The 22,504-nt window shown below is 67.1% G+C and carries 18 protein-coding genes; 7 read left to right on the top strand and 11 right to left on the bottom strand.

All coding sequences use genetic code 11. From position 1 onward, the window contains the following. The first annotated feature begins 100 nt into the window (after positions 1-100). The 3 genes from tig (at position 101) to clpX (ending at position 3,518) form a co-directional block, all read left to right on the top strand. Positions 101-1,411 (top strand): trigger factor, encoded by a 1,311-nt coding sequence (tig, locus tag ACZ5V4_RS00190; protein WP_464316161.1) that lies wholly within the window; start codon positions 101-103, stop codon positions 1,409-1,411. 184 nt (positions 1,412-1,595) lie between these two features. Further along, a complete protein-coding gene (gene clpP / locus ACZ5V4_RS00185) occupies positions 1,596-2,204 on the top strand; it encodes an ATP-dependent Clp endopeptidase proteolytic subunit ClpP (RefSeq protein WP_464316160.1) in 609 nt (202 codons plus the stop codon). A gap of 60 nt (positions 2,205-2,264) precedes the next feature. Next, on the top strand, positions 2,265-3,518 hold the full coding sequence (gene clpX, locus ACZ5V4_RS00180; protein ID WP_464316159.1) for an ATP-dependent Clp protease ATP-binding subunit ClpX: 1,254 nt from the start codon (positions 2,265-2,267) through the stop codon (positions 3,516-3,518). 98 nt (positions 3,519-3,616) lie between these two features. Here the strand turns inward: clpX and ACZ5V4_RS00175 are convergent, their stop codons facing one another. Together ACZ5V4_RS00175 and ACZ5V4_RS00170 are read right to left on the bottom strand one after the other, a co-directional pair. After that, a complete protein-coding gene (locus tag ACZ5V4_RS00175; RefSeq protein WP_464316158.1) occupies positions 3,617-5,326 on the bottom strand; it encodes a GGDEF domain-containing protein in 1,710 nt (569 codons plus the stop codon). Continuing rightward, positions 5,316-6,572 carry a branched-chain amino acid ABC transporter substrate-binding protein gene (locus ACZ5V4_RS00170; protein ID WP_464316157.1) on the bottom strand — a complete coding sequence of 419 codons (1,257 nt, stop codon included), beginning with the start codon at positions 6,570-6,572 and terminating at the stop codon, positions 5,316-5,318. Before ACZ5V4_RS00170 ends, ACZ5V4_RS00175 begins: the two co-directional genes overlap by 11 nt. A gap of 335 nt (positions 6,573-6,907) precedes the next feature. Between ACZ5V4_RS00170 and lon the strand changes: the two genes are divergently transcribed. From lon to ACZ5V4_RS00150, 4 genes are all read left to right on the top strand, one after another. After that, positions 6,908-9,364 (top strand): endopeptidase La, encoded by a 2,457-nt coding sequence (gene lon, locus ACZ5V4_RS00165; protein ID WP_464316156.1) that lies wholly within the window; start codon positions 6,908-6,910, stop codon positions 9,362-9,364. Between the two features lie 643 nt (positions 9,365-10,007). Next, entirely contained in the window at positions 10,008-10,511 is a 504-nt protein-coding gene (locus tag ACZ5V4_RS00160; protein WP_464316155.1) for a 4Fe-4S dicluster domain-containing protein, read from the top strand. Positions 10,512-10,716: 205 nt separating this feature from the next. Then, positions 10,717-12,384, top strand: a complete 1,668-nt coding sequence (locus ACZ5V4_RS00155; protein WP_464316154.1) for a glycoside hydrolase family 3 protein — start codon at positions 10,717-10,719, stop codon at positions 12,382-12,384. Then, the gene (locus tag ACZ5V4_RS00150; protein ID WP_464316153.1) at positions 12,381-13,301 is read left to right on the top strand and encodes a DUF1848 domain-containing protein; all 921 of its coding nucleotides are present in this window, start codon (positions 12,381-12,383) and stop codon (positions 13,299-13,301) included. The genes ACZ5V4_RS00155 and ACZ5V4_RS00150 overlap by 4 nt, the downstream gene beginning before the upstream one ends. Positions 13,302-13,379: 78 nt before the next feature. Here ACZ5V4_RS00150 and ACZ5V4_RS00145 read toward each other — a convergent pair whose 3' ends face one another. From ACZ5V4_RS00145 to folP, 9 genes are all read right to left on the bottom strand, one after another. Further along, a complete protein-coding gene (locus ACZ5V4_RS00145; RefSeq protein ID WP_464316152.1) occupies positions 13,380-13,625 on the bottom strand; it encodes a glycine zipper domain-containing protein in 246 nt (81 codons plus the stop codon). 9 nt (positions 13,626-13,634) lie between these two features. Continuing rightward, positions 13,635-14,018 carry a hypothetical protein gene (locus ACZ5V4_RS00140; RefSeq protein WP_464316151.1) on the bottom strand — a complete coding sequence of 128 codons (384 nt, stop codon included), beginning with the start codon at positions 14,016-14,018 and terminating at the stop codon, positions 13,635-13,637. 14 nt (positions 14,019-14,032) lie between these two features. Beyond that, entirely contained in the window at positions 14,033-15,118 is a 1,086-nt protein-coding gene (locus ACZ5V4_RS00135; RefSeq protein WP_464316150.1) for a hypothetical protein, read from the bottom strand. 98 nt (positions 15,119-15,216) lie between these two features. Next, positions 15,217-17,589 carry a replication restart helicase PriA gene (gene priA, locus ACZ5V4_RS00130; protein ID WP_464316149.1) on the bottom strand — a complete coding sequence of 791 codons (2,373 nt, stop codon included), beginning with the start codon at positions 17,587-17,589 and terminating at the stop codon, positions 15,217-15,219. A 104-nt stretch (positions 17,590-17,693) separates the two neighbouring features. After that, positions 17,694-18,560, bottom strand: coding sequence for a UTP--glucose-1-phosphate uridylyltransferase GalU (gene galU, locus ACZ5V4_RS00125; RefSeq protein WP_464316148.1), 867 nt, complete (start codon positions 18,558-18,560; stop codon positions 17,694-17,696). A gap of 88 nt (positions 18,561-18,648) precedes the next feature. After that, the gene (gene glmM, locus ACZ5V4_RS00120) at positions 18,649-20,001 is read right to left on the bottom strand and encodes a phosphoglucosamine mutase (protein ID WP_464316147.1); all 1,353 of its coding nucleotides are present in this window, start codon (positions 19,999-20,001) and stop codon (positions 18,649-18,651) included. A gap of 11 nt (positions 20,002-20,012) precedes the next feature. Next, positions 20,013-20,906, bottom strand: coding sequence for a CdaR family protein (locus ACZ5V4_RS00115; protein ID WP_464316146.1), 894 nt, complete (start codon positions 20,904-20,906; stop codon positions 20,013-20,015). Beyond that, positions 20,903-21,676: a diadenylate cyclase CdaA gene (cdaA, locus tag ACZ5V4_RS00110; protein ID WP_464316145.1), complete on the bottom strand. Its 774-nt coding sequence runs from the start codon at positions 21,674-21,676 to the stop codon at positions 20,903-20,905. Before cdaA ends, ACZ5V4_RS00115 begins: the two co-directional genes overlap by 4 nt. A 1-nt stretch (position 21,677) precedes the next feature. After that, positions 21,678-22,460, bottom strand: a complete 783-nt coding sequence (gene folP, locus ACZ5V4_RS00105) for a dihydropteroate synthase (protein WP_464317850.1) — start codon at positions 22,458-22,460, stop codon at positions 21,678-21,680. Positions 22,461-22,504 lie beyond the last annotated feature (44 nt).

The following is a 22,504-nucleotide window of genomic DNA, read 5'->3' as shown; positions in this document are numbered from 1 at the left end:
CTTCCGGGGCTATCCGCCCCAGGGGCTTTCCTTTTGTGCGTTTTTATTCTAGAGAAAACCCCTTTGTCCGCATCCAAATACCACTGAGGAGCCATGTCCCATGGATTATAAAGTCACCGAAGTGTCACCGGTCGAGACCAGGATCGAGGTCAAGGTTCCCGCCGAGGAAATCAACGCCGCCCTGATGGCGACCACGGCGATCTACCGCCAGAGCCTCGACCTGCGCGGCTTCCGTAAGGGCAAGGTCCCCTCCAGCATCGTCGAATCCAAGTTCCGCACCCAGATCCTGCGCGAGGCCGCCAACGACCTCATGAACGTGCACATCAACGAGATCATGTCCACGGTCAAATACCTGGCCATCGCCAAGCTGGACGTGAGCCCCGTCGAGCTGGAGAAGGACAAGGAGATCGAATACGTCATCACCTTCGAGCACTGCCCCGACTTCGAGCTGCCCGAGTACAAGGGCCTGGACGTCGAGGAGGAGGAGGCCCTGGCCAAGGAAGACGAGGTGGCCCAGGTCATCGAGCGCATCCGCGGCAACCTGGCCGAGCTCAACGTGGTGAAGGAAGCCCGCCTGCCCAAGGACGGCGACGTGGCCGTGGTCAGCTTCAACGCCACCGAGAACGGCGAACCCGTGCCCGGCGTGCGCGCCGAGAATTTCCAGCTCTCCCTTGGCGAGAACCAGGCCCTGCCCGACTTCGAGGCCCTGGTGAAGGCCACCATGCCCGGGGCGGACAACTCCGGCCCCATGTCCTTCCCCGCCGACTTCATCAACCAGGAGCTGGCCGGGAAGACCGTGGACATGAACATCACCGTCCACATCATCAAGGAGAAGCTCCTCCCGCCCGTGGACGACGAGCTGGCCCGCAAGGCCGGCAGCTTCGAGAACCTTGAGAAGCTCAAGGAAGCCATCTCCAAGTCCTACGTGCAGAGCCGCCAGCAGCTCTACAAGGCCGCCGCCCAGAAGAAGCTCCTGGACGGGCTGCTCGAGAAGGTCGACTTCCAGCTGCCGCCCGCCCTGGTGGAGGAGCAGGTGGGCCTGCTCGTGGCCGACGCCAAGGACAAGATCGAGCGCCAGGGCAAGGCCCCGGACGCCCTGGGCAAGTCCGACGAGGAACTGCGCAAGGAATTCGAGCCCAAGGCCCTGGAGATCGTCAAGGCCCAGCTCTTCCTGATCAAGCTCTCCGACAAGGAAGGCATCGAGACCACCCCGCAGGAGATGGACGCCTACTTCATGCAGGTGGCCTCCCGCACCGGGCAGGACGTGCTGGCCGTGAAGCAGCATTACGAGCAGAAGGGGCTGGTCATCCCCGTGCGCGACAAGATCCTGGCCGACAAGGCCATGGAGTTCCTCTACTCCCAGGCCAAGGTGACCAAGGTCCCGGCCAAGGAGGCCCCGGCGGACGCCTAGTTCGGGCGCGCCGCCGCCGTTGCCGACGTCTTCGCGCCGGGGTGGACGTGGTCCATCCCGGCGTCTGACTTGTGACGGTCCCGTTTTGAGGTCTTGTCTTTCGGCGCGCGTTGGTTCAAAGTCGTCATGCGTGGGGCGGGGCCGATGCCCGCCGAAAGGTCACATTCCAGCCAAGGAGTAAGGGGTGCACGCCCAGATACCCATAGTCATCGAGACCACGGGGCGCACCGAGCGCGCCTACGACATCTATTCCCGACTGCTCAAGGACCGCATCATCCTTCTCGGCACGCCGGTGGACGACCACGTGGCCAACGTGATCTGCGCCCAGCTGCTCTTCCTGGAGTCCGAGGACCCCAAGAAGGAGATTTCCATCTACATAAACTCTCCGGGCGGCTCGGTCACGGCGGGGATGGCCATCTACGACACCATCCAGTTCATCTCCTGCCCGGTGGCCACGCTCTGCATGGGCCAGGCCGCCAGCATGGGCGCTCTGCTGCTCGCCGCCGGGGCCAAGGGCATGCGCCAGGCCCTGCCCAACGCCAGGATCATGATCCACCAGCCCATGGGCGGCTTCCAGGGCCAGGCCACGGACATTGACATCCACGCCCGCGAGATTATCCGCATGAGGGAGAGGCTCAACGAAATCCTGGCCAAGCATACTGGCACGGATATTGAAAAAATCCGCGAGGACACCGAGCGCGACTACTTCATGACGCCGGGCGAGGCCGTGAAGTACGGGCTCATCGACAAGGTGATCACCTCGCGCGACGCCCAGGACCAGGAAAACAAATAAGCGAGCCTGACCCGCGAAGGCGGCAAGGCCCGCCACCCGCGCGACATCAGGGAAGATGCCATGACCAAAAAGAAGACCCCCGTCTCATCCGATCTCTGCTGCTCCTTCTGCGGCAAGACGCAGGAAGAGGTGCAGCGCCTCATCGCAGGCCCAGACGTCTACATCTGCGACGAGTGCGTCTCCCTGTGCAACGAGATCATCGCCCAGGAAAGCCTGAACGAGGAAGTCGAGGATGGCAAGCTTTTGCCCCCGGCCGAGATCAAGCGCCTGCTGGACGAATACGTCATCGGCCAGGACCAGGCCAAGAAGATCCTGGCCGTGGCCGTGCACAACCACTACAAGCGCGTGTTCTACTCCGGCGGAGCCAAGGGCGACGACGTGGAGCTGGACAAGTCCAACATCCTGCTCATCGGCCCCACGGGCTCGGGCAAGACGCTTTTGGCCCAGACGCTTGCGCGCATCCTCAAGGTGCCCTTCGCCATCGCGGACGCCACCACCCTCACCGAGGCGGGCTACGTGGGCGAGGACGTGGAGAACATCCTCGTCCAGCTCCTCCAGAACGCGGACTACGACATCGAGGCCGCGTCCAAGGGCATCATCTACATCGACGAGATCGACAAGATCGCCCGCAAGTCGGATAGCCCGAGCATCACCCGCGACGTTTCCGGCGAGGGCGTGCAGCAGGCGCTGCTCAAGATCATCGAGGGCACCGAGGCCAACATCCCCCCCAAGGGCGGGCGCAAGCACCCCCAGCAGGAATTCATCAGGCTGAACACCGCCAACATCCTGTTCATCGTGGGCGGCGCGTTCATCGGCCTGGAGAAGATCGTGCAGCAGCGCAACCGGGGCTCCGCCCTGGGCTTCGGGGCCAAGATGGAAGGCTCGCGCGAGGAGGACGTCTCCAAGCTCCTGACCCAGGCCCACCCGTCGGACCTGGTCAAGTTCGGGCTCATCCCGGAGTTCGTGGGCCGCATCCCCATCATCACCTCGCTCTGCGAGCTCTCCGAGGAGGACCTGATCCGCATCCTCACCGAGCCCAAGAACGCGCTGGTGAAGCAGTACATGAAGCTCTTCGAGCTGGACAAGGTGCGCCTGCGCTTCACCTCCAACGCCCTGGCGGCCATCGCGCGCAAGTCCATCGAGCGCAAGACCGGCGCGCGCGGCCTGCGCAACGTGATGGAGAGCATCATGCTGGACATCATGTACCAGCTGCCTTCGCTCACCGGCGTCACCGAGTGCGTGATCAACAAGGCCGTGGTGGAGAAGGGCCAGGACCCCCTGCTCTTCTACCAGCAGGAAGTCAAAAGCGCCTGATCGCGCCGCGACGGCCATGAAATGACGAAGCCCCCTTCCGGAAACGGATGGGGGCTTTTTTCATGGGCGAAGCGCGGGGCCTTCGGGGAGCGGGAGCCTCAGCCCGCCTCCACGCGGTTGCGCCCGGCCTGCTTGGCCCGGTACAGGGCCTCGTCCGCGCGGTGCAAGAGCGAGTGCACGCCGTCCTCGCCGCCGCACACGGCCACGCCGAAGCTGGCCGTGACCATCATCCCGCCCGCGAGAAACTCCGTCTTCGCGATCTCCCGGCGCAGCCGTTCGGCCACGCGCACGGCCACGTCCAGCCCCGTTTCCGGGCAGACGATCAGGAACTCCTCTCCGCCCCAGCGGCCCACCACGTCCGTGTCGCGCGAATGCGCCATGAGCGTCCCAGCGAGCCGCGCGAGCACTTCGTCTCCGGCCTGGTGGCCGTGGGAGTCGTTGACGTCCTTGAAGCGGTCCACGTCGGCCATGATCACGGAGAAAGGCTTGTGGTAGCGCTTGAAGCGCCGCATCTCGGTGCGCAGGGTCTCGTCGAGCTTGCGGCGGTTGGGCAGGCCCGTGAGCCTGTCCGTGAGCGAGAGGACCTCGAGCTCCTGGTTCTTGCGGTCCAGCTCGCGGTTGATGGCGCCCAGTTCCTGGGTGCGCAGGCGGACCATGTCCTCGAGGTTCTCCACCAGGTCCCGCACGCGCTGGGACATGGCGTTGAAGGTGTCGGCCAGTACGCCCAACTCGTCGCCGCTTCCGGCCGTGAAGGCCACGTTCAGGTTGCCGGAGCGCAACTCGGCCGCGGCCTTGGTCATGTCCACGATCTTGCGGGTCACGCTGGCGTGGACGAGCGAGGCAACGCAGAAGGTGCAGATCATGCCGAGCACGGTGGACACGAGCACGACCCCTCCGGCCACAAGGCTGATCCACTCGATCCGGGCCTTGAAGCGGGCCGCCTCGGCGCTGGTGAGGGCCTTGAGTTCCTGGGAGATGGGGTCCACGGTTTGGGCCTGGAGGGCGAAGTCGTTGGATATGCCGCGCATGGTCACGTCGATCGCCAGGATCTTGTCGCCAAGGGATGCATATTCGTCCAAAAGGTTGGTGACGGTACGCTTGGCCTTGCCGTCCAGCTCCGGGGCGTCGGGCAGCAGAACGGCGATCCGGGCGATGGTGTTGAAGGCCGACTGCATGTTGGGCCGCTGCCTGAGCAGCAGGTACTGCATCTGGTGCAATTGCGCCTCGGCCAGAAGCGTGGAGAGGGCCTTGGAGGGCGCCAGGGCGGCCTTGAGCGAGGTCATGCGGGCGTTCATCCGCGCCTCGAGGCCGTCCTCGGGGTCGGCCAAGGCCGTGAGCAGGGACATCTCCTCCAGGAGCAGGCTGGAGAAGCGCCGGGCCAGGGAGAGGTAGAGCGTCACGTCCACGTTGCGCTGGCGCAACTCCTGGCTGACGTTGGACGCGCCCAAGAGGTTCCTGAGCTCCTCGCTGACCGCCACCACGCGCGCGGTGGTGGCGAGGGCGGGCTGGCCGTAGAGCTCCCTGGCCTTGGCGAAACCGGCCTCGGGGTAGTTGACCAGGAAGTCGCGGTACAGGCGTCGCGCCTTTTCGAGTCCGCCGTCCATCTCGAAGACCTTCTGGCGGATCTCCAGGCTGACCAGTATCTCCGCCTCGGTGTCGCGCACCAGGGCCTGCGCGGCCAGGTTCACGAACGCGGCCACGAGAAGCAGCGCCAGGAGGAGCGAAAAGGCCAGGCCGACCTTGTAGGTGATACTGAGCGTGCGCCAGTACCCGGAAAGCCGCCCGGCGGAGGCGTTCTCACGGGGCATGGGTGTACACGGCGTTGGCTTTCAGCCCTTGGACACCCTTGGCGGGGTCCTCCAGGCGCAGGACGTTGAACGCCGGCCGGCCGCAATCGCCGAACTCGTCGCAGGAGAGCCGGCCCGCCACGCCCTTGAAGTCCTTGGTGGCGTACAGGGCGTCGCGCAGGGCCTGGCGGCCAATGCGAACGGAGCCGTCCTTCTGCGCGGAGGCCGCCTTGCCGATGGCCTCGAACAGGATCGAGGCCGCGTCGAAGGCGCTCGAATAGTAGTCAGTGGGCGGGGTGGAGCCGTACTTGGCCACGTACTCGTCCACGAGCCTGTCCACGTCGGGCCCTTTCGGGGGCGTGGGGCCGACGAAGTACATGCCCACCGCGGCGCCGCCCACGGCGTCGATGAAGGACTGGTCGATGAGCGCCCCGTCGCTCATGAGCGCCGCGCCCTGGAGGCCGGGGGTCTTGCGGGCCTCCTCCAGCACGCGGTTGCCCTCGGGCTGGAAGAGCGGGAAGAAGACCAGCTGAGGCTTGGCCGCGGCCACGGCCTCCAGCACCGGGGCCATGTTCTCGTCGCCCTTGTTCACGGTGGCCGAAAGCGTCACCTTTCCGCCCAGGCGCTCGAATTCGGCGCGGAAGCCCTCGGTCAGGCCCCGGGTGTAGATGTCGCCGTCGTTCACGGTGGCCGCCTGGCGCAGCCCGAGCTTCTCGAAGGCGAAGCGAGCGGCCGCGGGCCCGGCGTGCTCCTCGTTGGGCGCGGTGCGGAAGAATCCCGGCTGCCACTTGGGGGCCCTTTTGCCTCCCATGGCGGTGAGGAAGGGGGCGCTGTTGTTGCCGGAGATCATGGACAGCCCGGCCTCGGTCATCACCTGGGCCGCCGTGGCCGCGTCGGCCGAGCAGGTGGTGCCGAAGATGGCCGCCACGGAGGGGTCGGAGACGATCTTGAGGGCGGCGTTGGCCCCGCCCTCGGGGCGGCAGCCCGTGTCCTCCACGATCAACTGGACCTCCCGGCCCAAGAGCGCCCCGCCGCGCCTGGCCAGGGCCAACTCCAGCCCGCGGACCTGGTCGCGGCCGATGGGGGCCACCTTGCCCGAAAGCGACTGGATCACGCCCAGGCGCAGGGGCTGGCCGGGCGGGATGTCCACGCAGCCCAGCTTGTCCGCGCAGACCATGGCCTGCTTGTCCGGAGTGCAGGCGAACGCCAGGATGGCGGCCGCCAGGACCGCCGCTGCGGCGAGCGCGGTTCGGGCGCTAGGAATCATTAGGGCTCCTTCCCAGGAATGTCCTGATCGGCTCCGTGGTACGTTTTCCGCAAGAAATATTCAAATGTTTCTTGAGTATCGATGCAAACACCGTTTCCGTGACGGCAACGTGTCACGCGCCAGCCGCAACACGGATACGCCGTGCCCGGCGCCGGGGGAACCCCGACGCCGGCGCGGCGGGAAAACGGCGCTTGCCGCGCGGGGCAACACATTAAAATAGTTTCACATTATCATCATTTGACAAATCCGCCCTCTGTCTTACTCTCCGTGTTCATGACGTACCGCCTTGTGGCGCAAGCTCCCAATGCGCCGACATCCACAGCCAGGAGGCTTCAATGACGAGCTTTTTCTCCGATGACCAGCCTCGCCGGGCGGGCTCCGTGCGCCTGCCCGTGATGAGCCTGCGCGAGGTGGTCATGTTCCCCCGGTCCATCGTCCCGCTTTTCGTGGGCCGGGAGGCCTCCATCAAGGCCATAGAGAACGCCGTTTCCACCTACGACAAGAAGATCTTCCTGGTCGCGCAACGCACTCCCGAGACCGAGAAACCCCAGGCCGAGGACCTCTTCCAGGTCGGCACCGTGAGCAAGATCCTCCAGATGCTGCGCCTGCCCGACGGAACCATCAAGGTGCTCTTCGAGGGCCTATACCGCGCCAACTGGGACGAAACCGAGACCGAGGGCTTCGACGAAGAATTCCCCACGGCCCGCGTGGAGCGCCTCCACGAGGAGGACGGCGACGGCGCCGAGGCCGAGGCCATGGTGCGCGCCGCGCACGAGGCCATGGAGCACTACGGGCGCATCAACAAGAAGCTCGCCCCAGAGACCATCCTGGCCATCAACGCCCAGACCGCCCCGGGCCGCCTAGCCGACGCCATCATGCCCCACCTGAAGGTGGACTACATCAAGAAGCAGGAAATCCTCGAGCAGCTGGACCCGCACAAGCGCCTGACGGAATCCTTCGCCCTGCTCCAGGGCGAGATCGAAATCTCCTCCATCGAGAAGAAGATCAAGAGCCGCGTCAAGCAGCAGATGGAGAAGAACCAGCGCGAATACTACCTCAACGAGCAGCTCAAGGCCATCCACAAGGAAATGGGCCGCGACGAGGACCCCTTGGCCGAGGTTGCCGAGTTCGAGCAGCGCCTCAAGGACAAGGACATGCCCGAGGAAGCTCGCGAGAAGGCCATGCGCGAGCTCAAGAAGATGAAGCACACCCCGCCCTCCTCGGCGGAGTACACCGTGGTGCGCAACTACGTCGAATGGATCCTCGACCTGCCCTGGAACATGGTGCAGGACGTGAAGATCGACGTGAACAAGGCCAAGGAGATCCTGGACGCCGACCACTACGGGCTGGACAAGCCCAAGGAGCGCATCCTGGAGTACCTGGCCGTGCAGAGCCTGGTGGAGAAGATCAAGGGCCCCATCCTCTGCCTGGTGGGCCCCCCCGGCGTGGGCAAGACCTCGCTGGCCAAGTCCATCGCCAGGGCCATGGGCCGCGAGTTCGTGCGCCTGTCGCTCGGCGGCGTGCGCGACGAGGCCGAGATCAGGGGCCATCGCCGCACCTACGTGGGCGCGCTGCCCGGCAAGATCATCCAGTCGCTCAAGCGCGTGAAGCACAACAACCCCGTGTTCTGCCTGGACGAAGTGGACAAGATGTCCACCGACTTCAGGGGCGACCCCTCGGCCGCCCTGCTCGAGGTGCTCGACCCCGAGCAGAACTACGCCTTCGGCGACCACTACCTGGACCTGGACTACGACCTCTCCAAGATCTTCTTCATCACCACGGCCAACGCGCTGCACACCATCCCCCTGCCCCTGCAGGACCGCATGGAGATCATCCGCATCCCGGGCTACCTGGAGACGGAAAAGGCCAGCATCGCGCGCAGCTTCCTCCTGCCCAAGAAGATCACGGAGAACGGCCTGAAGTCCGAGAACATCACCGTGGACGACGAAGCCATCCTGGAGATCATCCGCCGCTACACCCGCGAGGCGGGCGTGCGCAACGTGGAGCGCGAGCTGGCCTCGCTGTGCCGCAAGACCGCGCGCAAGCTCGTCGAGGGCGGAGACCCGGCCGCGTCCTTCGAGATCGGCAAGGGCCGCGTGGCGGAATTCCTGGGCGTGCCCAAGTTCCGCTACGGCGAGATGGAGGAGGCCCCCCAGGTGGGCGTCTCCACCGGGCTCGCCTACACGGAGATGGGCGGCGAGATGCTCATGGTGGAGACCGCGCTTATGCCCGGCGCGGGCAAGGTGGAGATCACCGGCAAACTCGGCGACGTGATGCAGGAGTCGGCCCGGGCCGCGCTCTCCTACATCCGCTCGCGCTCGGCCACGTTCGGGCTGAAGCCCGACTTCCACAAGGAGATTGACATCCACATCCACGTGCCCGAAGGAGCAACGCCCAAGGACGGCCCCTCGGCTGGCATCACCCTGTGCACGGCCGTGGTCTCGGCGCTCCTCAACCTGCCCGTGCGCAACGACCTGGCCATGACCGGCGAGATCACCCTGCGCGGGCGCGTGCTGCCCATCGGCGGACTGCGCGAGAAGCTCCTGGCCGCGCACCGCGGGCAGATCAAGAAGGTGCTCATCCCCGAGGAGAACGCCAAGGACCTCAAGGAAGTGCCCGAGGCCATCCTAAAGGACCTGGAGATCGTCCAGGTGAAGGACATGGACGAGGTTCTGGCCCAGGCCATCCTCTGCGACAACCCGGACAGGCTCTTCTGCGGCCGCGCCGCCCAGGTGCAGCCCCTGGCCACGAGCCTGTTGAAAGAGGAATTCCAGAACCACACGCGCCACTAGGACACGCGGCTTCGCGCCTTGCGCGCCGCCTTCCACTGGTGCGCACGGCCCGCCCTCCTGCGCGCCGCGTGGGACCTCCCCGGAAGAACGTGGCATGACAAGGCGAAAAGGCGCGGCAACAGCAACGCAAAAGAGCCGGGATCACTCCCGGCTCTTTTTTCGCTCTTGAATCCGTGGCCGCAGCGTTTCTTTCCGTTTTGTAATCATTACACCAACGCCCCGCATCACGACAGCCATGACTCGACCAGCGTGATTGCCGGTCGCCAGACCTGCTTTGCTGTCCTGATGCGCCCGGCCAAGTTCTCCCGGCCACGCTGCATCTTTTCAAATGAACATTCGACGAATACAATATACAAGCATTGCAAATGTTGATCTCTGAATATACGGATATATCGAACCAATTCAGCAAATGGTGTTTCGTGCAGTGCTCGCCGCTTAAAGCGGCAAAAATTTTCCGTTTTCGACGCTTGACGCCTTGGGAATTGTTCCTATCCAGACCAGAACGCCTTGTCCCAGCTGCTGAACGTCAAAATGCAACCATTTAAGTTCTGATTCATCGCACGATTGCACAAATCCCCTCCTTTTTCAGTTGAAATTGACACCAACTCAACGCGCCGTATAGTGACACAGTAGGGGGACCATCATGAGCAACTACGTCATCATCCAGGATGCGGACAAGTGCGGCCACTGCGAGGCGTGCGTGGCGAAATGCATGAAGATGAACCACTTCCCGGCGCGCGTGCGCATGGTGGACATCGTGGCGCCCCACGCCACGAAGCCCGGCACGCACCACTTCGCCTTTCTCTCCTGCCACCACTGCGAGGACCCCAAATGCGTGGCGGCCTGCCCCCACGGGGCCATGCAGCGCACTGAGACCGGCGTGGTGCGCGTCAATGAAGACAACTGCCACGGCTGCTCGGAATGCGTGCACGCCTGCCCGTGGCACGTGCCGCGCGTGCTTGGCGACACGCCCACGGTGAAATGCAACCTCTGCGACGGCCGCGCCGCGCGCGGCGAACTGCCCGAGTGCGTGAAGACCTGCCCCAAGGGGGCGCTCAGGCTCTTGCGCGTGGCGCAGCTCGGCAGCGAGGGGCGCGCGGAATACGCCCAGAAGTTCATCATGAGAAATTTCCTCAAGCAGGACTGACGTTGCGGCCGCGATGCGGCGAGAAAGCCCCGCTCTTGGGCTTTGCGGTCCATTGCGCTCCGCGCCCTGGATCTTCGCCGCGTCCTTGGCGGCCCGCGGCCACGGCCAACCCCACGGACCGGGGGAGCGGAGGGCTATATCCGCTCCCCCCTCCGGCCCCACGAATCGCATTCACCTTTGCGCCGCGCTGGTGTAGCATGAGCTCATGCGCACCCCGACCCTGCTTTGCCTGCTGGCACTGGCGTTTCTTGCCCTGACGTCCCCCCCGCCCTCCCGCGCCGCCACCGTGGACGCCCTGATGTCCTCCATGAGCCTGGAGGAGAAGGTCGGGCAGATGCTGCTCGTGGCCTTCAAGGGCCCGGCCATGTCGGCGGAACTTTCGGAGATGGTGTCCAAGCGCCGCATCGGCGGGGTGATCCTCTATTCATCCTGGGGCAACGTGGAGGACATCCGCCAGGTGGCCCGGCTGTGCGCCTCGGCCCAGGCGGAAGCGGCCAGGGCGAAGGTGCCCGGGCTCTTCGTGGGCATCGACCAGGAGGGCGGCCCGGTGAACCGCCTGCGCGAAGGGGTGACGGTCTTCCCCAGCCAGATGGCCGTGGCCGCCAGCGGCAACCGCGAGCACGCCCGGGCCATGGCCGCCGTGACCGCGTCCGAGCTCTTGACGCTCGGGGTGAACCTCAATTTCGTTCCCGTGGCCGATGTCAACTCCAACCCGGCCAACCCGATAATCGGCATCCGCGCCTTCAGCTCCGACCCCAACACCGTCTCGCGCCTGACCGCCGTGATGGTGGAGGAGTACAAGCGCGCCGGGGTGCTCTGCACGCCCAAGCACTTCCCCGGCCACGGCGACACCGACGTGGACTCCCACCTGGGCCTGCCCGTGGCCTCCCACGACCTGAAGACCCTGGACCGCATCGACTTCGCCCCCTTCCGCGCCGCCTTCAAGGCCGGGGCCCAGGCCGTGATGACCGCCCACGTGGAGGTCCCGGCCATCGAGCCGGACAAGTCCCTGCCCGCCACCCTCTCCAGGCGGGTGCTGGAGGAGACGCTGCGCAAACAGATGCGCTTCGAGGGGCTCATCTTCACTGATTCGCTGGGCATGGGCGCGCTCTCCAAGGGCGTGGGCACGGTGCGCGCCGCCGTGATGGCGGCCAAGGCCGGGGCGGACGTGCTGCTCTTCGGGGCGGATATCGGCCACGACCCGGCCCAGCAGGTGGAAGCCTACGAGGCCCTCCTGGCGGCGGCCAGGTCCGGGGAGCTGCCCCAGGCGCGCATCGACTCCGCCGTCAGGCGCATCCTGGAGGCCAAGGCGCGCATGGGCATCCTGGACGCCTCCGCCGTGCAGGACCGCTCCCAGCTGATCCCCTACCGCGTGGGCATCGAGGAGCACCGCCAGGCCGCCCTGGCCGCCGCGCGCGACAGCATCACCCTGCGCCACGACCGCTCGCGCATCCTGCCCCTGGCCGCCAAGGACAGGGTGCTGGTGATCTGGCCCGAGCGCACCGCGAACGACCCGGTGGACGACTTCGAGCTGCCCCCGAACGCGGCCCTGCAGCGCCCCAAGCGCGAGCCCACGGCCCAGGACATGCGCAACGCCGTTGAAGCCAGCGCCCAGATGGACAAGGTGGTGGTGCTGACCTACGACGCGGCGCGCAACCCGGCCCAACAGAGCCTGGTGCGCACGCTCGCGGCCATGAAGCCCCAGGGGGTGGTGCACGTGGCCCTGGGCGCGCCGTACGACCTCTCGCTCTTCCCGGAGGTTCCGGCACAGGTGGCCACCTACGGCGACGTGCCCGTTTCCGTGAAGGCGCTCTCGCGCGCGCTCACCGGCAAGGCCCCGTTCACCGGGCGGCTCCCGGTCCGCCTGCCGTGATCGTGAGCGCCTCGCGGCGCGCGGACATCCCGGCCCATTACGCCGACTGGTTCATGGCCCGCGCCAGGGCGGGCTGGTGCGCCGTGCCCAACCCCTTCAACGCCCGGCAGGTCGCCCGGGTGAGCCTGGACGCGGGCGACGTGGACGCGGTGGTCTTCTGGACCCGCGACCCCAGGCCCCTGCTGCCGCACCTTCCGGAACTCGACTCCCTGGGGCTCGGGCACGTCTTCCAGTTCACGCTCCTGGAATATCCGCCCGCGCTGCACCCGGGCATGCCCCCGCTGGGCGAGCGCCTGGACGCCTTCAGGCGGCTGTCTGACGCCGTGGGGCCGGAACGCTCGCTCTGGCGCTACGACCCGGTGGTGCTCACCGAAGCCCTGGACCCGGCCTTCCATGAGCGCATGTTCTCCTCCCTCTGCCGCGAACTGGCCGGGTACACCGCGCGCGTCACCGTGAGCCTCGTGGACCCCTACCGCAAGACCCTTACGCGCCTGAAGCGCGCCGGGGCAGACCTGCTGGCCCCGGGTGAGGAAGAACTCGCGCGGATGTTCCGCTCCATGGCCCAGGCGGCAAGGGCGCACGGCATCGAGCCGGTGAGCTGCGCCGACGAGGCGGGCTTGGACGCCCTGGGCTTTTCTCCCGGGGCCTGCGTGGACGCGGCCCTGTTGAAGAGCCTCTTCGGCGTGGAGGTCCCGCCCGGCAAGGACCCGTCGCAGCGCCCGGACTGCCGCTGCGCACCGAGCCGCGACATCGGCATGTACGACGCCTGCCCGGCCGGGTGCGCCTACTGCTACGCCACGTCCAGCTTCGCCCGCGCCCGCCGGGCCCACCAGACCCGCGATCCCCTCTCGCCCTCGCTCATCCCCTTGCCGGGGCGCGGCGAGGACCAGCACAGGTTGCCGCTCGGCCACGGCTGAGGGATCCCCGGAAAACAAAATAAGCGCGCCCGGCGGTTTCGGCCGCCGGGCGCGCGTGTTCCGCCAGGCTTGGCCCGGCTATTTCTTCTTGCTCTTCTTCTCCTGCTCGTTGCCGTAGAGTCCGCCGGCCAGGCCGCCCAGGGCTCCGCCGATGGCCGCGCCCACGCCCACGTAGCCGCCAGAAATGGCCGCGATGCCCGCGCCCGCGCCCGCGCCGATGGCCGCGCCGCTAAGCGCCCCCTGCTGGGTCTTGGTCATGTTGGTGCACGCGCCCGTGAACAGGAGGGAAAACACCAGAACGCCAGTGGCTATGGATTTCGTCATGACACTCACCTACTTGCTGTCCGTTTTGGGGAAAGCGACCTCGTACCAGAGCACCTCGACCACGGGCTTGGACTTGAGGGCGGGCTGCTTCTTGTAGACGTCGTCGAGCGCGGCCGCGATCTCCTTCAGCGTGAAGCGGGAAAGTCCGCTGACCCAGGCCGGGATCAGGGTGCGCTGGTTCTCGGGCGGGGTGGGCCCCTGCACTTCCTTTTCCAGTTCTATCATGGTGGTCATCCCGGCGATGAAGGCCAGCCTCTCGTCGGGAGTGGCGTTCACCCAGTGATCCCCGGTCACCACGGGAAACGCGGAGTTGTCGGCCTTCACCTGAGCGGGAACGGAAAACAGAAGAAGCCCAAAAAGCGCCAGGGACACCGTGATGCGTGCGTGTTTCACTGTCAACCTCCTGGTTACTGATTCTTTGTCGATTCGGTCAAAAGGGTCACGTTGGACTTGGTGAAGAAGCCGTCGAAGCCGTCGTAGCGGTGGATGTACTCGTTCACCAGCAGGGTGTTCGGGCTCATCTTCGTGAACACCTGCTTGAGCCCCTCCCCGCGCGAACCCACCAGTTCCGACAAGAAACCCACGCCCGAGCCCTTGAGCGCCTCCACCGTGGACTCGATGGAGTCCGTGTTGAAGGCCATGTGGTGGCTACGCGGGCCGTAGTTGTGGATGAAGAGCTCCGTGGGGCCGGACTCCTCGGGCGTGGTGAAGGGCGCGATGCCCGAGGTGAACACCTGGGCGTAGTCCTGCGGGGAGAGCCTGGCCACGTTGGTGATGGAGTTCAGGAAGTCCACGTAGACCGCGAAGGCGAAGTCGTAGCTGGTGAGCTCCATGAACTCCAGGATGGCCGCGTCGCGCTCCTCGGCGCGCACGCGCGTGGCCACGTGGTCGAGCTCCCGGATGTTGGCCAGGTGGGGGCTCGAGGGCTTCACCGCGGGCGGGGCCAGGGGTTCGCAGTCGAGGGTCTCGTAGTCGGATTCGCGCTTTTTCCACTGGATGAGGCCCACGGAGTTGCCCGTGAAGCGCGAGGGCGCGGTCTGGGCGAAGAGGTAGTTGGGGTGCTCCTCCACGGCGTCGCCCAGGAAGCTCACGCCGCGCTCCTTCTGGAGCTTCACGTACCCCGCGATGTCGCGGCACTTGAAGACGAAGGTCTCCAGGCGCGTGTTGGGGACGGCCCCGGTCTTGGCCCCCCGGTTGGCCTGGGCGAAGGGGTTCGCGCCGTGCCCGCGCGTGCGCACGATGAGGTCGGCCGAGCCTTCCTGGGAGAGCACGCAGTACTTGTCGCCGCTTCTGGCGAAGCATTGGGACACGTCGTGGCCGGTGGTGGCCAGAAGTTCGGTCACGGCAGGGACGAAGCGGTCCTCCTCCGTGGCCACGACCACGGCCTCCAGCCCGCCCACGAGCCCGAAGAGCCCGTCAGCGCGGCGTTTTTCCCTGATATCCTCTACAGCTCCCAGCAGCACTGAATCGTCGTTGGCCTTGAACCCCGTCATGCGGCACTCCCTCCAAATCGGAATGATTCGAATAGGGAGCATACTCCTTTTGGATGGTTTGTCCAACGGAGAAAAGCGATGAAGCGGTATCTCGCCGCCTACATCATGTCCACGGGGTCCAGGTCGAGCGAGAGCCTGAGCCTGGAGGATCGCCCCAGGGCGCGCACCGCCGCCGCGTAGGCTTGGCGGATGGAGGGCCAGTCCGAGGCCTTGAGCAGGCAGTTGAAGCGCATGCGGTCGCGCACCACGGCCACGGGCGCGGGCGCGGGGCCGCGCACCACGACTCCCTTCACGCAGCGCAGCGCGCGCGAAAGCTCCATGACGGCCTCCCCGCCCAGCTCATACCCGCGCGGGAAGCTCGCGCGCACGAGCCCCAGCTTGACGAAGGGCGGATAGAGGTACTTGCGGCGCTTCTCGATCTCCTGGGCGAAAAAGCCCTGGTAGTCGGCGTTCTTCACCAACTCCCAGAAGGGGTCGGAGGGGTTTCTCGTCTGGATGAGCACCCTGCCCGGCTTCTCCCCGCGCCCGGCGCGCCCGGCCACCTGCACGAGCATCTGGAAGCTTCGCTCGCTGGCGCGGTAGTCGGGCATGTTGAGCCCCATGTCGCCGTCGGCCGCGACGACCAGGGTCACACCCGGGAAGTCGTGGCCCTTGGTGAGCATCTGCGTGCCCACCAGCACCTGGGTGCGCCCGGCAGCGAACCCGGCCAGGATGGACTCGGCCTGGCCTGCCCGGCGCGCCGCGTCGCGGTCCAGGCGGGCCACCTCCACCTCGGCCGGGAGCACCGCCGCGAGTTGCTCCTCCAGAAGCTCGGTGCCCTCGCCCATGGGCAGGAAGTTGCAGCCGCCGCAGTTGCCGCACGGATGCGGAAAGCCCGCGCTCTGGCCGCAGTAGTGGCAGACCACGCGCTCGCGGCCCTTGTGGTAGGTCAGCGAGACTTCGCAGCTCGGGCACTTGAGCACCTTCTCGCAGTCCAGGCAGAAAAGAAGCGGCGAGTAGCCGCGCCGGTTGAGCAGGATCATGGCCTGCTCGCCGCGCTCGAGCGTCCCGGCCAGGGCCTCCACGCTCGGCGGGGTGAGAAGCCCCACGCGCTCGCGCGAAAGCGCCCCCTTGCCCACCTGCACGCCGTGGCCCTTGCCGCCCATCTCCACGAGCTCCACCTCGGGCAGCCGCCCGGCCCCGGCCCGGCTGGACATCACCACCATGGGCGCGGCCCCGTCCAGGGCGGCCTGGTAGGTCTTCACGTCCGGCGTGGCCGAGCCGAGGAGCAAAAGCGCCCCGTCCTGGCGGGCGCGGAAGAAGGCGACCTCCTTGGCCTGGTAAGGCAGGCGTTCGTCCTGCTTGAAGGAGGCGTCGTGCTCCTCGTCCAGGATGATCAGCCCCACGTCGGCCAGGGGCAAAAACAGCGCCGAGCGCGTGCCCACCACCAGGCGGGGCGAGCGGGCCTGGGCCACCTCGCGGAAGGTGCGCTCGCGGCGCGTGGGCGTCTGGTAGCCGTGGGAATAGACGGGCTCGAACCCGAACCAGGCCCGGGCCCTGTCCTTGAGCGCGCAGGCCAGGGCCACTTCCGGGGCCAGGAGCATCACCGAGCGGCCCTGGCGCAGGGTCAGCTCCGCGAGCTCGAAATAGAGCCTGGTCTTGCCGCTGCCCGTGACGCCGTGCACCAGGCGCTGCGCGCCCGGCTTTTCGTCCAGGAGCGGGGCAAGTTCGTCGAGGGCGGCCCGCTGGCCCGGGGTGAGCGGCGGGCGGTCCTCCGGGGCCTGCGGCAGGGGTTGCTCGTCCGGCTCCTCGGGCGGCGGGCCGAGCACGATGTGCCCCTTGCCCTCCAGGGTCCTGAGCGCCTGGGACACGCCGCCCCCCAGGTCCTGCCTGATCCGGGCGGGAGTGGCCTGGCCGCGCGTGAAGAGGAGCTCCAGCACGGCCAGCTGCGCCGTGGCGGCCGGACGCACGGGCCAGGGCGGATCGACCAGCAGCCGGTAGGCGGGCTCGGGCTCGGCCGCCGAGACCGAGAGCATGGCCTCGCCCCCGCGCCAGGCCACGGCGAGTTCCGCTGCCGTTACGGGCGCATCGGCCAATTTGTTCAAGCCGAACTTCAACTTTCTGTTGCCGTGGCGAAACGAGAGGGAAGCCTTGGCGGTCTTGAGCCCGGCGGGCAGAAGCGTGGCCAGCACCTGGCCCGTGTGGGCCATCTGCCTGGAGGCCAGGTTCTCGGCCAGGGTGACGTAGGAAGGCGTGAGCAGCGCGGAGAGCTCCAGCGGCCAGATCACCTCGCGCGCCTCCACGCCCTCGGGCATGGAATCCGCCTCGCCGAGGACCACGCCCGCGCGCGCGGACCCGCCCACGGGCACGGCCACGCGCAGCCCGCGCGGGAAGTCCCACCCCGCGAAGTGCGGCGGCAGGGCGTAGGTCAGGGCCGAAAACGGCGGTGTGAGGAGCGCTACGCGCACGAGCCTGGCGGAGGTGTCTGTCATGGCTGCCGGTGATGAGGCGAGCGGGCCTCGGATGATAAAGCGCCGCCCGCCGACAGTACGGCGGGCGGCGCGGCAAGGTCAAATGCGTATGCCGGGGCCCGGGGCTAGACCGGCATGAAGTCCCTGAGCTTGGAGATCAGGGGGTAGCGCAGCTCCTCGTCCTGGAGGGCGAAGTAGATGTTGGCGGCCAGGTAGTCCACCCAGTCGCCCGCGTCGAAGCGCTGGCCCCGAATCTTCACGGCCAGCAAGCGGCCCTTCTTGGCCAGGCCCTTGAGCGCGTCGGTGAGCTGGTACTCGCCGTCGGCGTTGGGCTTGAGGGCCTCCAGGTGCTCGAAGATGTCCGGGAAGAGCACATAGCGGCCCACGATGGCCAGCTTGGACGGGGCCTCGCTGGGCTTGGGCTTCTCCACCAGGTCGCGCACGCGGTAGAGCCCGGAGGCGAACTCCTCGGCCTCGATGATGCCGTAGCTGGAGACCTTGTCCGCCGGGACCTCCATCACGCCCACCACGGGCATGTGCTCGGACTGGGCCACGTTGATGAGCTGCTTGATGCCCGGCTCCATGCTGAACATCAGGTCGTCGCCCACCATGACCGCGAAGGGCTCGTTCTTGACCACTTCCTTGGCGCAGAGCACGGCGTGGCCGAGGCCGAGCTGTTTCTTCTGGCGCACGGTGATGATGTTGGCCATCTCGGCGGTCTGGCGCACGGTCTCCAGGAGCTCGGTCTTGCCCGAGGCTTCGAGGATTTTCTCGAGGGCCAGGTTGTAGTCGAAATGGTCCTCGATGATGGTCTTGTTGCGGTTGGTGATGAAGACCACGTCGGTGAGCCCGGCGGACTGGGCCTCTTCCACGACGTACTGCACCACCGGCTTCTTGAAGATGGGGAGCATCTCCTTGGGCACGTTCTTGGTGGCGGGAAGGGACCGCGTGCCCCAGCCGGCCACGGGAACGACGACTTTTGAAATCTCCATCTGATTCTCCTTCCTGGCGCGGGAGCCAGTGCTCTCCAAACCGGAATTTTAGGAGATTTGATTGAAATGTCCAGAGGAAACGGGCGGCCTAGCGCAAGTGTTGCTTGAGCGTCACCGAAAGGCCCTGGGCCAGGTTTTCCACCAGCGAGGAGTCGGAGCCCTCCACCATGATCCGGGCCACGGATTCCGTGCCCGAGTAGCGCAGGAGCACCCTGCCCCTGCCCTGAAGGCTCGCCTCGGCGTCCTTCACGGCCTCGGCCACGGCCGGGACCTGGTCGAAGGGGATCTTGCGCTCCACGTGCACGTTCAGGAGCACCTGGGGATAGGGCTCCAAAAGGTGCGCCAGCTCCGAAAGGGGCTTGCCCCGCTCCAGCATGATCCGGATCAGTTGCAGCGCGGCCAGGGTGCCGTCGCCGGTGGTGGCGTGGCGCATGAAGATGATGTGGCCGGACTGCTCGCCGCCGAGGGTCGCGCCCTCGCGGCGCATGGCCTCGAACACGTAGCGGTCGCCCACGGGCGTGCGCAGGAGCCTGCCGCCGTGGCCCTGCATGAACACCTCCAGGGCCATGTTGCTCATCACCGTGGCCACCAGCGTGCTGTTGGGCAGCCTGCCCTTGTCCATGAGGTCCAGGGCGCAGATGGCCATGATCTGGTCGCCGTCCAGGATGTTGCCCTTCTCGTCCACCACGATCACGCGGTCCGCGTCGCCGTCCAGGGCGATGCCGATGTCCGCCCCGGTCTCGCGCACCATCTGGGCCGTGACCTGCGGGTAGAGCGAACCCACCTTGCGGTTGATGTTCTTGCCGTCGGGCTCCACGCCAACCTTGATCACCGTGGCCCCGAGCTCCTCGAAGATGAGCGGCGAGACGCGGTAGGCAGCGCCGTTGGCGCAGTCCAGCACGATTTTCAGGCCCTCGAAGGTCAGCTCCGAGGGGATGGTGGACTTGAGGTACACGTTGTAGCGGCCCGGGCTGTCCTGGATCTTGAAGGCCCGGCCCACGTCCTCGGGCGCGGGGAAGTCCCACTTGCAGGCGTCGTCCAACACGCGCGCGGCGATGCGGTCCTCGGCCTCGTCGGGCAGCTTGTGGCCGTGGCGGTCGAAGAACTTGATGCCGTTGTCCATGTAGGGGTTGTGCGAGGCCGAGATGACCACGCCCACGTCGGCGCGCATGGAGCGCGTCAGGAAGGCGATGGCCGGGGTGGGCAGCGGCCCGACCAGGAACACGTCCATTCCCGAGGCGCAGAACCCCGAGGACAGGGCGTACTCGAAGATGTAGCCGGAGAGCCGCGTGTCCTTGCCGATGACCACCTTGTGGCGGCCCTTGCCGTTGCGGAAGTGCGCCCCGGCGGCCAGCCCCAGGCGCAGCGCCACCTCGGGGGTCATGGGGTAGATGTTCACCTGTCCGCGAAGGCCGTCGGTGCCGAAAAGGCGCTGGTTCATCGTCTCTCCTGTCATTTCACCAGGACGGCCACTTTCTCCGGCCTGGCGGCGATCAGTTCGCAACCCTGGGGCAGGGTCACGCGGTATGTGGTTTCGTGGCGCCCCGGCTGGGCGGCGGCGTCCACCTCCACGAAGGCGTCCACGAGGCCGCGCCACGCGCCCTCGCGCAGCAGCATCATGGGGGCCTTGAACTTGATGAGCACCGTGTCCGGCACGGCGCTCACCTGGGCCTTGCCCTGGTAGGCCAGGCGCAGGGGCACGTCCACGGCCACGTCGCGCATGTTCATCTGGTACTGCACGTGGGCCTTGACCATGCGCGGCGAGGCCTCCACCTGGTCCGGCGCCACGAGGCTGGCCATCACGTCCAGCCGCCCGGCCACGTCGTCGGGCAGGGTCAGGGGCTGCACGGGCACGTCCTTGATGTTCTTGATCACCGACTCCGGGCCGGTGACCGTCACCTGGGCAGGCTCGAGCGTGGCCGTCAGTTTGTAGTCGCGGCCCGTGGCGTCCTGGAAGACCACGCGCACGGGCACGGTCTTGCTCATGCGCTTGTCCACGTCCAGCTCGAGCTTGGAGGGCCGCACCTCGGCCACCTCGAAGAGCTTGGAAAGCGGGATCGCGCCCGGCTCCACCACGATGGTGTTGGTCCCGGGCACGAGCTTGCGCGCGTCCAGGGTGTAGACCAGCGACCCTGGCTCGATCTTGCGCACCAGCCCCTTGGGCCCGCGCACGAGCACGTCCAGGGAGTCGCGCGGGTTGCCCAGGAGCACGAGGCCCTCGGCCAGCCCGGCCGTCTCGATGCGCACCTTGACCCAGGTTTCCACCCTTTCCCTGCCAGTGACCAGATACCACGAAACAAGGGCGAGAAAAAGGGCGAGTATCCTGTAATACCAGTTGGAAGTCACTGCCGTCCCACCCATTTCTTCACGAGAAGCTCCGTGAGCTCCTCCTGGCCGAGGGGTTCCGAGAGCTTGCCGCCGCTGGCGTAGCGGATCTCGCCCTTCTCTTCCGAGACCACCAGGGCCAGGGCGTCGGTCTCCTCGGTCACGCCCACGGCCGCGCGGTGGCGCGTGCCGAAGGACGCGGGCAGCGCCTGGTACGATGCCAGGGGCAGGATGCAGGCCACGGCGCCCACGGTGTTGCCGCGCGCTATCATGGCCCCGTCGTGCAGGGGGCTCGCGGTGTTGAAGACCGTGAGCAGGATGTCGGTTGTCAGCCTGGTGGAGAGCTCAACGCCCCTGTCCATGACGTCGCCCAGGGGGATGCCGCGCTCGAGCACCAGAAGCGCGCCGATCCTGCGCCGGGCCAGCTCGCGCAGGGCGTCGGCCAGGGCCTTGGCGTCGCCTTCGTTGCTCGCGCGCCGGGCATGGCTGCCGAACCAGCGTAGGCCTACCTGGGAGAGGGCCTTGCGGATGTCGGCCTGGAAGAGGATCACCAGCACCAGAAAGAACGAGCCCAGGAAGTTGGTCAGGAGCCAGTGCAGCGTGTAGAGCCCGAACTCGCCCGAGAGGTAGTAGGCCACGAGCACCACGATGATGCCGTGGATCACGCTCACGGCGCGGGTGCCGCGCACCAGGACGATCATCCGCTGGTAGAGCACCGCAACCAGGAGGATGTCCAGGATCTCGCGCCAGCTTATGGGCAGGGAGGAAAGGACGTTCGCGAGCCAGTCCATGTCAGCGCGCCAGGGCCGAAGCCAGGGTCAGGGCCGCCACGGCGGCGGCCGTGTCGTGCACGCGGTGGACCGTCGCCCCGCGCTCGTACGTCAGGGCCGTGGCCACCTGGGTCGCGCCCAGGCGCTCACCCACATCCAGGTTCAGAAGTTTGCCGAAGAGCGACTTGTTGGAGAGCCCCATGAGGATGGGCCTGCCGAAGGCCGTGAACGCCCCGAGCCCGGCGAGCAGCGCCAGGTTGTGCTCCAGGGTCTTGCCGAAGCCGATGCCCGGGTCCAGCGCGATGCGGTCCTCGGGCAGCCCGGCGTTCACCAGCTTGGCCATGCCGAGCTCGAAGAACCGGGCCACCTCGGCCAGCACGCTGCCGTAGCCCGGGGCGCGCTGCATCTCCTGCGGACGGCCGCTGGTGTGCATGAGCACGTAGCCGGGCTTGTGGCTGGCCACCACTTCAAGAAGTTCCGGCTCGAAGGAGCAGCAGGCCGAGACGTCGTTGACGATAACGGCCCCGGCCGAGAGGGCCTCGTCGGCCACGCGGGCCTTGTAGGTGTCCACGGACACGGCCGCTTCGGGATGCTCCGCCAGTATCCGGCGCACGGCTGGCAGCACGCGGCGCAGCTCCTCCTCCTCGGACACGGGGTCGGAGAAGGGCCGCGTGGACTCACCGCCCACGTCGACCACGGCCGCGCCCTGGGAGAGGTGCCGCGCGGCGCTCTCGGCGGCCTGTTCTGGGGCGAGATTCACGCCGCCGTCGGAGAAGGAGTCCGGCGTCACGTTCACGATGCCCATGACGAGGAAGGGGGCGGGCCCTAGGACCCTGCCCCCCCTCACCG

It is taken from the genome of Fundidesulfovibrio sp. YSD1 (assembly GCF_055397115.1).
The sequence above is the reverse complement of the archived record's forward strand: the minus strand, read 5'-3'. Positions and strand labels throughout refer to the sequence as shown.

Coding starts and splice junctions, on each gene's coding strand:
- ACZ5V4_RS00135 (WP_464316150.1), bottom strand. CDS start 15,118: ATGACGGGGTTCAAGGCCAACGACGATTCAGTGCTGCTGGGAGCTGTA.
- lon (WP_464316156.1), top strand. CDS start 6,908: ATGACGAGCTTTTTCTCCGATGACCAGCCTCGCCGGGCGGGCTCCGTG.
- cdaA (WP_464316145.1), bottom strand. CDS start 21,676: ATGGACTGGCTCGCGAACGTCCTTTCCTCCCTGCCCATAAGCTGGCGC.
- folP (WP_464317850.1), bottom strand. CDS start 22,460: ATGGGCATCGTGAACGTGACGCCGGACTCCTTCTCCGACGGCGGCGTG.
- glmM (WP_464316147.1), bottom strand. CDS start 20,001: ATGAACCAGCGCCTTTTCGGCACCGACGGCCTTCGCGGACAGGTGAAC.
- galU (WP_464316148.1), bottom strand. CDS start 18,560: ATGGAGATTTCAAAAGTCGTCGTTCCCGTGGCCGGCTGGGGCACGCGG.
- priA (WP_464316149.1), bottom strand. CDS start 17,589: ATGACAGACACCTCCGCCAGGCTCGTGCGCGTAGCGCTCCTCACACCG.
- ACZ5V4_RS00175 (WP_464316158.1), bottom strand. CDS start 5,326: ATGCCCCGTGAGAACGCCTCCGCCGGGCGGCTTTCCGGGTACTGGCGC.
- tig (WP_464316161.1), top strand. CDS start 101: ATGGATTATAAAGTCACCGAAGTGTCACCGGTCGAGACCAGGATCGAG.
- ACZ5V4_RS00160 (WP_464316155.1), top strand. CDS start 10,008: ATGAGCAACTACGTCATCATCCAGGATGCGGACAAGTGCGGCCACTGC.
- clpX (WP_464316159.1), top strand. CDS start 2,265: ATGACCAAAAAGAAGACCCCCGTCTCATCCGATCTCTGCTGCTCCTTC.
- ACZ5V4_RS00170 (WP_464316157.1), bottom strand. CDS start 6,572: ATGATTCCTAGCGCCCGAACCGCGCTCGCCGCAGCGGCGGTCCTGGCG.
- ACZ5V4_RS00145 (WP_464316152.1), bottom strand. CDS start 13,625: ATGACGAAATCCATAGCCACTGGCGTTCTGGTGTTTTCCCTCCTGTTC.
- ACZ5V4_RS00155 (WP_464316154.1), top strand. CDS start 10,717: ATGCGCACCCCGACCCTGCTTTGCCTGCTGGCACTGGCGTTTCTTGCC.